Source organism: Streptomyces sp. NBC_00016, assembly GCF_045040885.1.
Classification (GTDB): domain Bacteria; phylum Actinomycetota; class Actinomycetes; order Streptomycetales; family Streptomycetaceae; genus Streptomyces; species Streptomyces coriariae.
In genome coordinates this window covers 4,520,868-4,534,579 of sequence record NZ_CP108304.1, presented here as the reverse complement: position 1 = coordinate 4,534,579, position 13,712 = coordinate 4,520,868, and the positions used below count along the sequence as shown (strand labels likewise).

14 protein-coding genes are annotated in these 13,712 nt (G+C 70.8%); 7 read left to right on the top strand and 7 right to left on the bottom strand.

The features are described 5' to 3' along the window. Positions 1 to 103: 103 nt before the first annotated feature. Positions 104 to 595, bottom strand: a complete 492-nt coding sequence (locus OG933_RS20065; protein ID WP_007452023.1) for an inorganic diphosphatase — start codon at positions 593 to 595, stop codon at positions 104 to 106. 79 nt (positions 596 to 674) lie between these two features. Here OG933_RS20065 and dacB point away from each other — a divergent pair, with 79 nt between their 5' ends. From dacB to folE, 6 genes are all read left to right on the top strand, one after another. Beyond that, positions 675 to 2,336, top strand: coding sequence for a D-alanyl-D-alanine carboxypeptidase/D-alanyl-D-alanine-endopeptidase (gene dacB, locus OG933_RS20060; protein WP_405628151.1), 1,662 nt, complete (start codon positions 675 to 677; stop codon positions 2,334 to 2,336). 108 nt (positions 2,337 to 2,444) lie between these two features. Continuing rightward, positions 2,445 to 3,578, top strand: a complete 1,134-nt coding sequence (locus OG933_RS20055) for a zinc-dependent metalloprotease (RefSeq protein ID WP_362522471.1) — start codon at positions 2,445 to 2,447, stop codon at positions 3,576 to 3,578. 192 nt (positions 3,579 to 3,770) lie between these two features. Further along, positions 3,771 to 4,793 (top strand): tRNA lysidine(34) synthetase TilS, encoded by a 1,023-nt coding sequence (gene tilS, locus OG933_RS20050; protein ID WP_362522472.1) that lies wholly within the window; start codon positions 3,771 to 3,773, stop codon positions 4,791 to 4,793. A gap of 72 nt (positions 4,794 to 4,865) precedes the next feature. Beyond that, the gene (hpt, locus tag OG933_RS20045; RefSeq protein ID WP_020132505.1) at positions 4,866 to 5,426 is read left to right on the top strand and encodes a hypoxanthine phosphoribosyltransferase; all 561 of its coding nucleotides are present in this window, start codon (positions 4,866 to 4,868) and stop codon (positions 5,424 to 5,426) included. A gap of 186 nt (positions 5,427 to 5,612) precedes the next feature. Next, positions 5,613 to 7,652 carry an ATP-dependent zinc metalloprotease FtsH gene (gene ftsH / locus OG933_RS20040; protein WP_020132504.1) on the top strand — a complete coding sequence of 680 codons (2,040 nt, stop codon included), beginning with the start codon at positions 5,613 to 5,615 and terminating at the stop codon, positions 7,650 to 7,652. A 151-nt stretch (positions 7,653 to 7,803) separates the two neighbouring features. Further along, positions 7,804 to 8,409 (top strand): GTP cyclohydrolase I FolE, encoded by a 606-nt coding sequence (folE, locus tag OG933_RS20035; RefSeq protein WP_054241753.1) that lies wholly within the window; start codon positions 7,804 to 7,806, stop codon positions 8,407 to 8,409. 26 nt (positions 8,410 to 8,435) lie between these two features. On the opposite strand, the gene OG933_RS20030 is transcribed toward folE, so the two are convergent. The 6 genes from OG933_RS20030 to OG933_RS20005 form a co-directional block, all read right to left on the bottom strand. After that, a complete protein-coding gene (locus tag OG933_RS20030) occupies positions 8,436 to 8,921 on the bottom strand; it encodes a DUF3180 domain-containing protein (RefSeq protein ID WP_054241752.1) in 486 nt (161 codons plus the stop codon). A 72-nt stretch (positions 8,922 to 8,993) separates the two neighbouring features. Further along, positions 8,994 to 9,605 (bottom strand): 2-amino-4-hydroxy-6-hydroxymethyldihydropteridine diphosphokinase, encoded by a 612-nt coding sequence (gene folK / locus OG933_RS20025; protein WP_054241751.1) that lies wholly within the window; start codon positions 9,603 to 9,605, stop codon positions 8,994 to 8,996. Beyond that, positions 9,602 to 9,961, bottom strand: a complete 360-nt coding sequence (folB, locus tag OG933_RS20020) for a dihydroneopterin aldolase (RefSeq protein WP_020132500.1) — start codon at positions 9,959 to 9,961, stop codon at positions 9,602 to 9,604. The genes folK and folB overlap by 4 nt, the downstream gene beginning before the upstream one ends. Positions 9,962 to 10,239: 278 nt before the next feature. Next, positions 10,240 to 10,761: a nuclear transport factor 2 family protein gene (locus tag OG933_RS20015; RefSeq protein WP_267019062.1), complete on the bottom strand. Its 522-nt coding sequence runs from the start codon at positions 10,759 to 10,761 to the stop codon at positions 10,240 to 10,242. Next, entirely contained in the window at positions 10,758 to 11,738 is a 981-nt protein-coding gene (folP, locus tag OG933_RS20010) for a dihydropteroate synthase (protein WP_405628146.1), read from the bottom strand. The genes OG933_RS20015 and folP overlap by 4 nt, the downstream gene beginning before the upstream one ends. A 133-nt stretch (positions 11,739 to 11,871) precedes the next feature. Continuing rightward, positions 11,872 to 13,581, bottom strand: coding sequence for a phosphatidylglycerol lysyltransferase domain-containing protein (locus tag OG933_RS20005; RefSeq protein ID WP_405633446.1), 1,710 nt, complete (start codon positions 13,579 to 13,581; stop codon positions 11,872 to 11,874). Here OG933_RS20005 and OG933_RS20000 point away from each other — a divergent pair. Next, on the top strand, positions 13,534 to 13,659 hold the full coding sequence (locus OG933_RS20000) for a hypothetical protein (protein ID WP_282438183.1): 126 nt from the start codon (positions 13,534 to 13,536) through the stop codon (positions 13,657 to 13,659). The two genes, OG933_RS20005 and OG933_RS20000, sit on opposite strands and share 48 nt — an antisense overlap. Positions 13,660 to 13,712: the final 53 nt, after the last annotated feature.

Below are 13,712 nucleotides of genomic sequence, written 5' to 3'. Positions count from 1 at the left end.
CCCTGAACGACACCTTCCGTAGGCCTCAGTATGCGCACAGACGCGCGGAAGGGTCGCACGCGTACGCGTGCGACCCTTCCGGCGGCATCAGGCGACAGAGACCTCAGTGGCCGCCCTGGTCCTTGAAACGCTTGTAGGACCGCTCGATCTCGGCCTCGGCGTCGGTGCGGCCCACCCAGTCGGCGCCCTCGACGGACTTGCCGGGCTCCAGGTCCTTGTAGACCTCGAAGAAGTGCTGGATCTCCAGCCGGTCGAACTCCGACACGTGGTGGATGTCCCGTAGGTGCTCCACGCGCGGGTCGGTCGACGGGACGCACAGCAGCTTGTCGTCGCCGCCGGCCTCGTCCGTCATCCGGAACATGCCGATCGCGCGGCAGCGGATCAGACAGCCCGGGAACGTCGGCTCGTCCAGGATGACCAGCGCGTCCAGCGGGTCACCGTCCTCGCCGAGAGTGTTCTCGACGAATCCGTAGTCGGTCGGGTAGGCGGTCGAGGTGAAGAGTCGACGGTCCAGGCGGATCCGACCGGTCTCGTGGTCCACCTCGTACTTGTTCCGCGAACCCTTCGGGATCTCGATCGTGACGTCGAACTCCACCGGTGGCTCCTCCATGATCAGCACATAGTTCTGGTGGTTAAGTGTCCCTCACGCCGCAGTGTGATCGCGAAAGGGGCTGGTGTTCGTGCCAGAGCTGAGGCCTTGGCGGGCCGTGAGACCGCACGTGGTGCGGGTCACGGACGCCGTTCGACCGCGTCTGGCACGGGCCGCAGGGATCGTACGGCCTCGTCTCGCACGTGTGGCGGCGGCCGCGAAGCCGCAGGTCGCACGGCTCACACAGGCGGCGAAGCCGCAGCTCGAGCGGATCACGAAGGCCGGTCCGAACACCAGGTCGTGGCAGTACACCGCGGGTGCGGCGACCGCCGGGCTGGCGCTGGCCGCCGGTGTGGTGACCGCCGCCGGCCCCTGGGACTCCACCGGTCAGCGTACGGCCGAGCGGGACCGGGCCGCCGCCCTGGAACAGGTGGGTGGCACAGATCACGGCCGTACGGACGATTCGTCCGGTACCTCCGACAAGGCGGCCGGGGCGCCGAGGCCCGCGCCGAGCGCCGCCTCCGTCCTCGCGGGCCTCGGCGGCGCCACCAACGCCGTGAAGTCCGCCCCGGACGCCCTTCCGACCGGCACGGGCCTCTCGGGCGTCCTGGACCCCCTCCTGGGCGATCCGGCCCTCGGCGCCCGGCGGACCGCCGTGGTCGTCGACGTGGCCACCGGCAGACGGCTGTACGGCTCCGGGGCCGACCAGGCGCTGACCCCGGCGTCCACGACGAAGATCGCCACCGCGGTCGCCGCGCTCTCCGCGATGGGCGGCGAGCACCGCCTCACCACCCGCGCCGCGTTGGAACCCGACACCCGGGAAGTCGTCCTCGTCGGCGGCGGCGACCCCACCCTCACGGCCCGCGCGGACGCCGAGGGCTGGGCCGACCTGCGCACCCTCGCCACTTCCACGGCGGCCGCCCTGAAGAAGCGCGGCCTCACCCAGGTGACGCTCTCGTACGACACGACGCTGTTCGCCGGAACCCAGGTTCACCCCATCGGGGTCAACCCCAACCTCGCCGCCGTCACCGCCCTGTCCGCCGACGAGGGCCGCACCGACGACTCCACCAGCGGCCCGACGACCCGCGTGAGCGACCCGGCGGCCGACGCGACCCGCAAGTTCGCCGAATTCCTGAAGGCCGCCGGCATCAAGACCTCGTCCCCCGGACCGTCCAAGGCCACCACGCGCGCGACGACCCTCGCCACGGTCTCCTCGCCCCCGCTGTCCGTCCTGGTCGAACGGATGCTGACCAACAGCGACAACGACATCGCCGAGGCCCTCGCCCGCCAGACCGCCGTCGCGACCGGTGTCCGCGCCGACTTCGCCGGCGCGGGCAAGGCCGTCCGAGCGCAACTGAAGAAGCTCGGACTGCCGTTGACCGGCGTACGGATCAAGGACGGCAGCGGTCTCGACCGAGAGGACCGGCTCACGGCGAACCTCCTGACCGCCCTCCTAGTCAAGGCCGGTGACGCAGGCCGCCCCGATCTGCGCCCCGTCCTCACCGGCCTTCCCGTCGCCGGTTTCACCGGCACCCTCGCCGGCCGCTACACGGAGGGCGCGGCCGGCGTCGTCCGCGCCAAGACCGGCACCCTGACCGGCGTGAACACCCTCGCCGGCACGGTCGTCGACCAGGACGGCCGCCTCCTGGCGTTCGCCCTCCTGGCCGCCGGCACGACCGATCCGGCGGCGGCCCAGGTGGCGCTGGACCGGGCGGCGACGGCGCTGGCGGGGTGCGGCTGCCGCTGAGCGGCGCGGCCCGGCACCCCCGAGCCGGCCCCGGCCCCGACCCTGACATCTCCCTGACCGGTCTCCTGCGGCCTGCCCCCAACGGCGGCGCTCACGTACGGTTGACGCATGACGAGCATCGGTGGCGCTGCTTCTTCGGGGATGATCGACTGGAATCTCGCGGTGGCGACCGCGACCCGGCTCGTGCGGCCGGGACCCGAGGTCAGCCGCGACGAGGCGCGAGCCGTCGTCGCGGAACTGCGCCGACACGCCAAGGCCTCGGAGGGACACGTCCGGGGCTTCACTCGTATGGGCACCGAGGACATCCACGACACGCCGGTCCTCGTCGTCGACCGCCCGGGCTGGGTGGCGGCGAACGTGGCGGGCTTCCGCGAGATCCTCAAACCGCTCCTCGACAAGATGCAGGAACGGCGCGGCAACACCCCCGGCGGTGCGGTCCTCGGCGCCGTCGGCGGCAAGGTCACCGGCGTCGAACTGGGCATGCTGCTGTCCTTCCTGTCCTCCCGCGTCCTCGGCCAGTACGAGACCTTCGCCCCCGCCACCCGCGCGCTCCCCGCCGGGGCCAACGGCGGCGGCCGTCTGCTGCTCGTCGCGCCGAACATCGTCCACGTGGAACGCGAACTCGACGTGGAACCTCACGACTTCCGGCTGTGGGTGTGCCTCCACGAGGAGACGCACCGCACCCAGTTCTCGGCCGTGCCCTGGCTGCGGGACCACCTCGAGGGCGAGATCCAGTCGTTCTTGGGCGAGACCGACGTCGACCCCATGACGTTCCTGGAGCGGGTCAGGGAAGCGGCGCAGTCCCTCTCCGGCGGCCGGCCCGAGGGCGAGGAGGACGACGGCGGCCGTTCCCTGGTCGAGCTGGTGCAGACGCCCGCCCAGCGGGAGATCCTCGCCCGGCTCACCGCCGTGATGTCCCTCCTGGAGGGACACGCCGACTTCGTCATGGACGGAGTGGGCCCGGAAGTCGTGGCGTCCGTCGCCGAGATCCGCGAGAAGTTCCAGCAGCGCCGCGCCAAGGGCGCCTCCCGACTGGACATCGCCCTGCGGAAGTTGCTGGGCCTGGACGCCAAGCTCAAGCAGTACCGGGACGGCGAGCGCTTCGTACGGGCCGTCGTCGACCAGGTCGGCATGGACGGCTTCAACCGCGTATGGACCTCCCCGAACACACTTCCGACCAAGGCCGAGATCGCCAAGCCGGCGGAATGGGTCACGCGAGTGCACCGCAAGGCCGAGTCATGAACCCGCCAGAACGGCGATGAACGAATCCGGCCGACGGCAGGCGAACGCCCCTTCAATCACCCGTCCGAGGGACCGTGAGCCCTGGGCAGGCGTGCAATGCTCGGGGAACGCCCCGGTTCTGTCACCATCTACACACTCTGCGTGACCGAACCTCGGGTTCACCCCCGACAACTTCATGAAGGGAACCGGACAGTGGGTCCCCATCCTGCGGTCGCGGCGATACGCCTGGCGGTCCGCCGCGTACTCCACGACATCCTCAACGACCACCCCACCCCCGAGACGGGCTCCCACGAGCGACCGGCACCGCCGCTCGTGCTCGTGGCGTGCTCCGGCGGCGCCGACTCCATGGCGCTCGCCTCCGCCCTCGCCTTCGAGGCGCCCCGGCTCGGCATCCGGGCCGGCGGTGTCACCGTCGACCACGGGCTCCAGCCCGGTTCCGACCTGCGCGCCGAGGAAGTCGTCCTGCGGCTGCGCGAACTCGGCCTCGATCCCGTGGAGGCCACGGCCGTGACCGTCGGCCGCGAAGGCGGGCCCGAGGCCGCGGCCCGCGACGCGCGCTACGCCGCCCTCGACGCCGCCGCCGTCCGCCACGGCGCCGCCGCGATCCTGCTCGGCCACACCCGCGACGACCAGGCCGAAACCGTCCTGCTCGGCCTCGCCCGCGGCTCCGGCATCCGCTCGCTGTCCGGGATGGCGGCGGTCTCGGGAGCCGACGGCCGCTACCGCCGCCCCTTCCTCCGGCTCGACCGGCAGACCGCCCGCAAGGCCTGCATGGTCCAGTCCCTGCCCGTCTGGGACGACCCGCACAACGCCGACCCGGCCTACACCCGCTCCCGGCTGCGCCACGAGGGGCTGCCCGCCCTGGAGAAGGCCCTCGGCAAGGGTGTCGTCGAGGCGCTCGCCCGAACGGCCCAGCTCTCCCGTGACGACGCCGACGCCCTCGACGCCTGGGCGGGCCAGGCCGAGGCCTCCGTGCGGGACGCCGCCGGTCTTCTGGAGTGCGCCAAGCTCTTCGCCCTGCCGCCCGCCGTACGCCGTCGGATCCTGCGCCGCGCCGCCATCGAGGCGGGTGCTCCGGCCGGTTCCCTCTTCGCCCGGCACATCGAGGAGGTCGACCGGCTGATCACCGGTTGGCGCGGCCAGGGGGTCATCAATCTCCCCGGCAAAGTCGTCGCCCAGCGCCAGGGTGGCAGACTGGTGATTCGGCAAGGCTGAATCCGGGCCCTCCGGCAGGACCGCTTACGTGGTCGTGGGCGGTCTCGGTGGCCGGTGGGACAACCGAAAGTGATGCGGGTGGACGCGAAAGACATGGGCACCGACCTCAAAGAGGTGCTCATCACCAAGGAAGAGATCGACGCGAAGCTGGTAGAGCTGGCCGCGAAGATCGACGCGGAGTACGCGGGCAAGGACCTGCTCATCGTCGGTGTCCTCAAGGGCGCCGTGATGGTCATGGCCGACCTCGCCCGAACCCTGTCCACCCCTGTCACCATGGACTGGATGGCTGTGTCGTCCTACGGCGCGGGCACCCAGTCCTCCGGTGTCGTGCGGATCCTCAAGGACCTGGACACCGACATCAAGGGCCGTCACGTCCTGATCGTCGAGGACATCATCGACTCCGGTCTGACGCTGTCCTGGCTGATCTCCAACCTCGGCTCGCGCGAGCCCGCCACCCTCAAGGTGTGCACGCTGCTGCGCAAGCCCGAGGCCGCCAAGGTCGCCATCGACGTCGAGTGGGTCGGCTTCGACATCCCCAACGAGTTCGTCGTCGGCTACGGCCTCGACTACGCCGAGAAGTACCGCAACCTCCCGTTCGTCGGTACGCTCGCGCCCCACGTCTACGGCGGCTGAAACCCGAAGGGCCCAAGCCCCGTACGAAGATCGGGAACCTCGGCGGGCCTTTCGCCGTTGGAGCATGCAGACGGGTGCGCCAGCCGTCCCGTGCGGCTCCGCGCGACAAAGCTGGGGTACCGTCAGAAGAACTGTCTTATCAAACTCACTATGGCAGGAGGGACGGGGCGACACCGCTCCGTATGGATGGACGTGAAGCGATACTTCCGTGGGCCGGTCATGTGGATCGTGCTGGCCGTCCTTGCCGTGGTCGTGTTGATGCAGGTCGTCGGCTCGTCCGGCGGCTACAAGACGGTGGACACCGGCCAGGTCATTGCAGCGATCAACGACAACAAGGTCGAGTCGGCCAAGCTCACCACCGGTGACGAGCAGACCATCAAGGTCACGCTCAAGGACGGCGAAAAGGTCAAGGACAGCTCGAAGATCCAGGCGAGCTACATCGGCGACCAAGGCGTGACCATTGCCAACACGCTGCAGACCAAGTACCAGGACAAGCAGATCCCGGACGGATACACAGTCTCGCCGACGAAGCAGAACGCCTTCGTCGGGATCCTGCTGTCCCTGCTCCCCTTCGTCCTCATCGTGGTCGTCTTCCTGTTCCTGATGAATCAGATGCAGGGCGGCGGCTCCCGAGTCATGAACTTCGGGAAGTCCAAGGCCAAGCTCATCACCAAGGACACCCCGAAGACGACTTTCGCCGACGTCGCGGGCTCGGACGAGGCCGTCGAGGAACTCCACGAGATCAAGGAGTTCCTCCAGGAACCGGCGAAGTTCCAGGCCGTCGGCGCCAAGATCCCCAAGGGCGTACTCCTGTACGGCCCGCCCGGTACCGGCAAGACGCTCCTCGCGCGCGCCGTCGCCGGCGAGGCGGGCGTTCCCTTCTACTCGATCTCCGGTTCCGACTTCGTCGAGATGTTCGTCGGTGTCGGTGCCTCCCGGGTCCGTGACCTCTTCGAGCAGGCCAAGGCGAACGCCCCGGCGATCGTCTTCGTCGACGAGATCGACGCGGTCGGCCGCCATCGCGGCGCCGGCCTCGGCGGTGGTCACGACGAGCGCGAGCAGACGCTGAACCAGCTGCTCGTCGAGATGGACGGCTTCGACGTGAAGGGCGGCGTGATCCTCATCGCCGCCACGAACCGTCCCGACATCCTCGACCCCGCGCTGCTGCGCCCCGGCCGCTTCGACCGCCAGATCGCGGTCGACCGCCCGGACATGCAGGGCCGTCTGGAGATCCTCAAGGTTCACCAGAAGGGCAAGCCGGTCGCTCCGGACGTCGACCTGTCGGCCGTCGCCCGCCGTACCCCGGGCTTCACCGGCGCGGACCTGTCGAACGTGCTGAACGAAGCGGCGCTCCTCACGGCGCGCAGCGACAAGAAGCTCATCGACAACCACTCGCTGGACGAGGCCATCGACCGCGTCGTGGCGGGCCCGCAGAAGCGGACCCGGATCATGTCGGACAAGGAAAAGAAGATCACCGCGTACCACGAGGGCGGCCACGCCCTGGTCGCGGCGGCTTCCCCGAACTCCGACCCGGTCCACAAGATCACGATCCTGTCGCGCGGACGGGCCCTCGGTTACACGATGGTCCTGCCGGACGAGGACAAGTACTCGACCACGCGCAACGAGATGCTCGACCAGCTGGCCTACATGCTGGGCGGTCGCGCTGCCGAGGAACTGGTCTTCCACGACCCGACCACCGGCGCCGCGAACGACATCGAGAAGGCCACCGCCACGGCCCGCGCGATGGTCACCCAGTACGGCATGACCGAGCGACTGGGCGCGATCAAGTTCGGCGGCGACAACACCGAGCCGTTCCTCGGCCGTGAGATGGCTCACCAGCGCGACTACTCGGAAGAGGTCGCCGCGCTGGTGGACGAGGAAGTCAAGAAGCTCATCGAGACGGCGCACAACGAGGCCTGGGAGATCCTGGTCGAGAACCGCGACGTCCTCGACAACCTGGTGCTTCAGCTGCTCGAGAAGGAGACGCTGAACAAGGAGCAGATCGCCGAGGTCTTCTCCGCCATCGTCAAGCGCCCGGCCCGGCCCGCCTGGACCGGTTCCTCGCGGCGCACGCCGTCCACCCGTCCGCCGGTGCTCTCCCCCCGGGAGCTCGCACTGACGAACGGCGCCAACGGCGCGACGCCGGCGATCTCCACGGCGAAGTCCACCGCGGTGGAGCCCACCCCGGTGACCGAGCCGGCCCCGGAGGACCGCCCCGAGAGCTGATCCGGCTCCCGGGAGCCCCACCAGGCCCGGAATGGATGCCGCGCCCCCCAGGTTCTAGCCTGGGGGGCGCGGCATTTTTCGTCCGATGTCTTCCATGCCGCGATGAGGCGCGTGACCCACACGCGTGACCCGCACAGGAACGAGGCACCACATGACCGACCCCGTGACGCTGGACGGCGAGGGCGCCATCGGCGAGTTCGACGAGAAGCGCGCCGAGAACGCCGTACGCGAGCTGCTGATCGCGGTCGGCGAGGACCCGGACCGTGAGGGCCTCCGGGAGACGCCGGCGCGGGTGGCGCGGGCGTACAAGGAGATATTCGCGGGGCTGTGGCAGCAACCCGAGGACGTGCTGACGACCACCTTCGACCTCGGGCACGACGAGATGGTGCTCGTGAAGGACATCGAGGTGTTCAGCACCTGTGAACACCATCTGGTGCCGTTCAGGGGCGTCGCCCATGTCGGTTACATCCCGTCCACCACCGGGAAGATCACCGGGCTGTCCAAGCTGGCCCGTCTCGTGGACGTCTACGCACGCCGTCCCCAGGTGCAGGAACGTCTCACCACGCAGATCGCCGACTCCCTGATGGAGATCCTGGAGCCGCGTGGCGTGATCGTCGTCATCGAGTGCGAGCACATGTGCATGTCCATGCGGGGCATCCGCAAGCCCGGCGCCAAGACCATCACCTCGGCGGTGCGGGGACAGCTGCGGGACGCGGCGACGCGCAACGAGGCGATGAGCCTGATCATGGCGCGCTGACGGGGCCTGCGCTCACCGGGGAGGCGTCACGCCGGTGACGCCACCCCTTTGTCGTGATCGTCGTCCTCGGGCAGCTTGCAGACGCGCTCCAGGAAGATGGCCGCCGCTATGACCGCGATGCCCGCCAGGACCGAGAAACCGGCGTAGATGGCCTGGTCGCGGCGGGCGGGGATGTCCAGGGACTCCAGCAGGAAGACGCCCGTCCCGCCGTACATGCCGGAGACGAGGGCGGCCACCAGGGCGCTGGACTGGGCGAACACGACCGCGCGGGCCGCCATCAGCGGGTCGACGCCCTTGGCCTCGGGGCGGCGCTCACGCTGGGCCTTGAGCCGGGCGCGCAGCGACAGCGCGGTGGCCGTGAGCACCACGGCGATCAGGGCGAGGACGATGGGCGCGGCCAGCGGGACGCTGGGGAGGGTCCCGATCGAGTTCCACAGGCGGGCTCCGGCCCAGGACAGGATCGCGGCCACGCCGAACACGCCGGCCAGCACCCTGATGCGCAGCTCTCTCACGGTGTCCCTTCAACTCCCCCGAGCCCGCGGGCATGGACATCCCGCGGGCAGTGGTCCTGTCGACCTTAACGACTACTCGGGCAGGTGGAGTTCCAGGTCCTTGCGTGCCGCGACGCCCTCGCGGGTCACGGTGTCGAGCAGACCGGCGACCGTGCCGCGGCCGGGCAGCTGGGCCTCGGGTTCCACGTCGTACCAGGGGGCGAGGACGAAGGCGCGTTCGTGGGCGCGGGGGTGGGGGAGGGTGAGGTGCGGATCGTCGTCGACGACGTCGGCGTACGCGACGATGTCGACGTCGAGCGTGCGCGCGCCCCAGCGCTCGTCGCGCACCCGGTGGAAGGCCTCCTCGACCGCGTGCGCCCGCTCCAGCAGCGAGGACGGCGGCAGGGTCGTCTTCAGCACGACCACCGCGTTGAAGTACGAGGGCTGGCTGCCGGGCTCGACGCCCCACGGCTCCGTCTCGTACACCGGGGAGACGGCCTTGATGCGGACGCCGGGGGTGTCCTCGAGGGCGTCGATGGCGCCCTGGAGGGTCTCCAGGCGGTTGCCCAGGTTGGAGCCGAGGGCGATCACGGCCCGCTGGGGATTGTGCAGGGTGGTGTCGGCGGCGTCGACCTTCTCCACGACGGAGGCGGGTACCGGCTGTACGGTCGGGTCGCTCTGACCCTCGGTGAAGAACGCGGTCATACTCGGCTCCGGATGATGGTGACGGTCACGTCGTCGAAGGGGACCGTGATCGGCGCGTCCGGCTTGTGGACGCAGACCTCGACCTCCTGGACCCCCTCGTGCTTCAGACAGGCCTGGGCGATGCGCTCGGCGAGCGTCTCGATGAGGTCGACGGGATCGCCCTGGACGACGGCGACGACCTCCTCCGCCACGATGCCGTAGTGGACGGTCTTCGCCAGGTCGTCGTCGGCCGCGGCCGGTCGGGTGTCCAGGCCCAGGACGAGGTCCACGATGAAGGTCTGGCCCTCCTCGCGTTCCTTGGGGAACACGCCGTGGTACCCGCGGGCCTTCAGGCCGCGCAGCGCGACACGATCCACGCGAATCACTCCTGCAGTCGTCGGTTTCGGCCGGTGCGTCCGGGTGCGGGCGGCACCCCGGCCTCGAACGAATCTACCCGCGAGCACTGACAGACCCGGGCTCCGGCCACGGTGGGCCGGCCGGAGTCAGGACTTTTCACCGGGTGTTTCCCTGCGGGAACCCGGCTGCTCACGGGCTGGTAGCCGCCCCTACCCACGGTTCGTGATTCCAACCACTTCTTGGTCCCTGTGGGTCATCTCGGGGCTTCCTGCCCCCTTCCTGCGGTCCGCCTACCCGCTCAGGAGGGGTTCTCGTCACTCTCGGGCTCTTCGGGACCGTCGGCTTCGTCGTTCTCCGTCAGCACCGGGGAGGCGTGGTGCGACCACAGCTTCCATCCGTCGGAGGTGCGGCGGAACACGTTCGTGGCGACCACCAGCTGGCCGACGAGCGGCCCGAGTTCCTCGCCGTCCTCCGGTGCCGGGCCGCCGCTGAGGATGTTCTCGGTGCAGTTCACCAGCGCCGTGTCGCCGGTGACGGAGACATGCACGTCGGTGAGGAAGAACTGGATGTAGTCGGTGTTCGCCATGATCAGCGCGTACGACCGCAGCACGTCGCCCCGGCCGGTGAGCACGGGCCAGCCCGGGTGCACGCAGGAGATCACGCCGACGTCCGCCGGGTCGTGGTAGGTCTCGTCCACGCCCAGGTCGGCCGGGGTGAGCCAGAGCGCGGACACCCCGTCGAAGTCGCCTTGCTCCAGTGCCTCGTAGAAGGCGGTGTTGGCGGCCTCGACCTGCTCGACGTCGGTGTGGGGGGCGCTCACCGGACTCCTTCTGCGCCGCTCGGACCGTGCCCGCCGCGCTGTGCCGCCGGGGGCGCGGGTTCGCCTGTGGCGGTGTGCGCCGGGCGCGGTGCGCCCGCGCCGGGCGCGCTGCCTTCCTCGCGCGCCCCCTCCACGGCACGGGCGACCCGTACCGCGTCCGCCGTCGCCCGCACCTCGTGCACGCGGACCGCCCAGGCGCCCGCCTCCGCCGCGAGGGCCGAGACGGCGGCGGTGGCGGCGTCCCGCTCGCGTGCGGGCGGCGGCGCGCCCTCCGGGCCGGCCAGGACACGGCCGAGGAACCGCTTGCGGGAGGCCGCGACGAGCAGCGGGTGACCGAGGGCGTGCAGCCGGTCGAGGTGGGCCAGCAGGGAGAGGTCCTGATCGGCCTCCTTGGAGAAGCCGAGACCCGGGTCGACGACGATGCGGTCGGGGGAGACGCCGCCCGCCAGGACGGCCTCCACACGCGCGTGGAGTTCGTCCACGACCTCGGCGACGACATCGGTGTAGACGCCTCTGACGTTGCCGCCCTCGAGGAAGCCGCGCCAGTGCATGACGACGAAGGGGGCGCCCGTGTCCGCGACGGCCGGGATCATCGCCGGGTCGGCGAGGCCGCCGCTGACGTCGTTGACGAGGGCGGCACCGGCCGCGAGGGCCTGGGCGGCGACGGAGGCGCGCATCGTGTCGACGGAGACGACGACACCCTCGGAGGCGAGACCTCGCACCACGGGGATGACCCGGCGGAGCTCCTCGGTCTCGTCGACCCGGCTGGCGCCGGGGCGAGTGGACTCGCCGCCGACGTCCACGAGGTCCGCGCCCTCGGCGACGAGCTGGAGGCCGTGCTTGACGGCGGCCGTCGTGTCGAACCAGCGGCCGCCGTCGGAGAAGGAGTCGGGGGTCACGTTGACGACTCCCATGACCGCGCAGCGGTCCCATTCCGGAAGGCCGACGACGCGCCCGCGTCCGCTCTGCTTGCTCATGCGTTCAGCGTAGGCCCAGCGGGGGGCGGTGCCGCGGTGCGGTCCGGGTGGAAGCCCCGGAGCAGGGAGAGGGCGCCACCGGGGCCGGTCTCGTGGCGCGGGCCCGATGCCCGCCGGGCCGGCATCGCCGCGCCTACGCCGCGCGTACGTCTCTCTCCGCCACCGCGTGCGTACACACGCGTGCCGCTGTGGAGCGGCGGCGCAGGAAACGCGGCAGCGGGAGGGCGAGACTGACGAAGCCTTCGGCCTGCATGGCGGCGAAGCCGATGCGGGGAAGGTCGCCGGAGGCCCGGTAGACGACGAAGCGGGGCTCCCAGCGCGGCTGGAACTTGGCGTTGAACTTGTACAGCGACTCGATCTGGAACCAGCGGGACAGGAACACCAGCAGCCCGCGCCAGGCCCGCAGGACCGGCCCCGCGCCGATCTTCTCGCCGCGCGCCAGCGCCGCGCGGAACATGGCGAAGTTCAGCGACACGCGCGCGATGCCGAACTTCGGGGCGGCCTGGAGAGCGGCGACGATCAGGAGTTCGTTCATGCCCGGGTCGGCCGAGCGGTCGCGGCGCATCAGGTCCAGGGAGGCGCCGTCCGGGCCCCAGGGCACGAAGTGCAGGATCGCCTTCAGGTCGCCGTACTCGCCGGGGACCTCGTCGGCCTTGTGCGCGGTGGCGATGAGGCAGTCTCCGTCGGCGGCGTCGCCGACGCGGCCCAGGGCCATCGAGAAGCCGCGCTCGGTGTCGGTGCCGCGCCAGTCCTCGGAGGCCCGCCGGATGCGCTCCAGTTCGGCCTCGCCGAGGTCACGGACGCGCCGTACCCGGGTCTCGTAACCGGCGCGTTCGATGCGTTTGACCATTTGGCGCACGTTGCGCATCGCGCGGCCGGCCAGGGAGAAATCCGCTACGTCCACCACCGCCTCGTCACCCAGCTCGAGCGCGTCGAGGCCGGTCTCACGGGTCCATACCTCGCCGCCCGTCTCCGAGCAGCCCATGACGGCGGGCGTCCAGGAGTGGGCCTTGGCCTCGTCCATGAAGCGTTCGATGGCGCCGGGCCAGGCCTCGACGTCGCCGATGGGGTCGCCGCTGGCGAGCATCACGCCGGAGACGACGCGGTAGGTCACCGCCGCCTTGCCGCTGGGCGAGAAGACCACGGCCTTGTCGCGGCGCAGCGCGAAGTGGCCCAGGGAGTCGCGGCGGCCGTGCTTGTCCAGCAGGGCACGCAGGCGCTCCTCGTCCTCCTCCGTGAGGCGGGCGGCCGGGTGCTCGGGGCGGAAGGCGAGGTAGATCGTGGTGACCGCGGTGATCCAGCCGAGGGCGCCCAGGGAGAAGGCGACGGTCCAGGAGGTGTTGCCCTGGTAGTCGACCGGGCCCTCGAAGCCGAAGAGGCCGTACAGGACGTGCGTAATGCGATCGGCCAGGCTCGGGTCGCCGATCAGGCGCCGCGGGTGGACGCTGACGATGATCAGACCCAGACCGAGGGAACCGGCGCCCATGAGGACGAAGTTGGCGAGCGCGCGCCAGCGGCTGCGCGGGTCGGGCAGTGCCGCGAACTGGTCGCGGTGCAGCAGCAGCGGAGCCAGGAGCGCGACCGAGATGAGCGCACCCACGATCGAGTGCCGGTACACGAACTGGGCCACCGCGCCCGCCGGGAGCAGCACCACCGCCGCGCGCCACGCGCGCCGCTTGCCGCGCTTGAGGCCGTGGGCGAGCAGCAGCAGCAGGACGCCGGCGCTGAGCGACAGCGCCGCCGCGAACGGCCCGAACGAGCCGGGCAGCACCTCGGCGAAGGTGTGCATACGGCTGTGCCTGAACCGCGGGAAGACGCCTCCGGCGACATCCAGCAGGCCCACGAGGGCACAGGCGCGGGCGACCAGGGCAGGGACGGACTCGGGGCGCGGACCTCGCACTATCTGCCGCACCCGGCTTGATCGGTGCGGAACCCCGCCCGACATTTCCCCATCTTGAGTGACAGACATCGCAT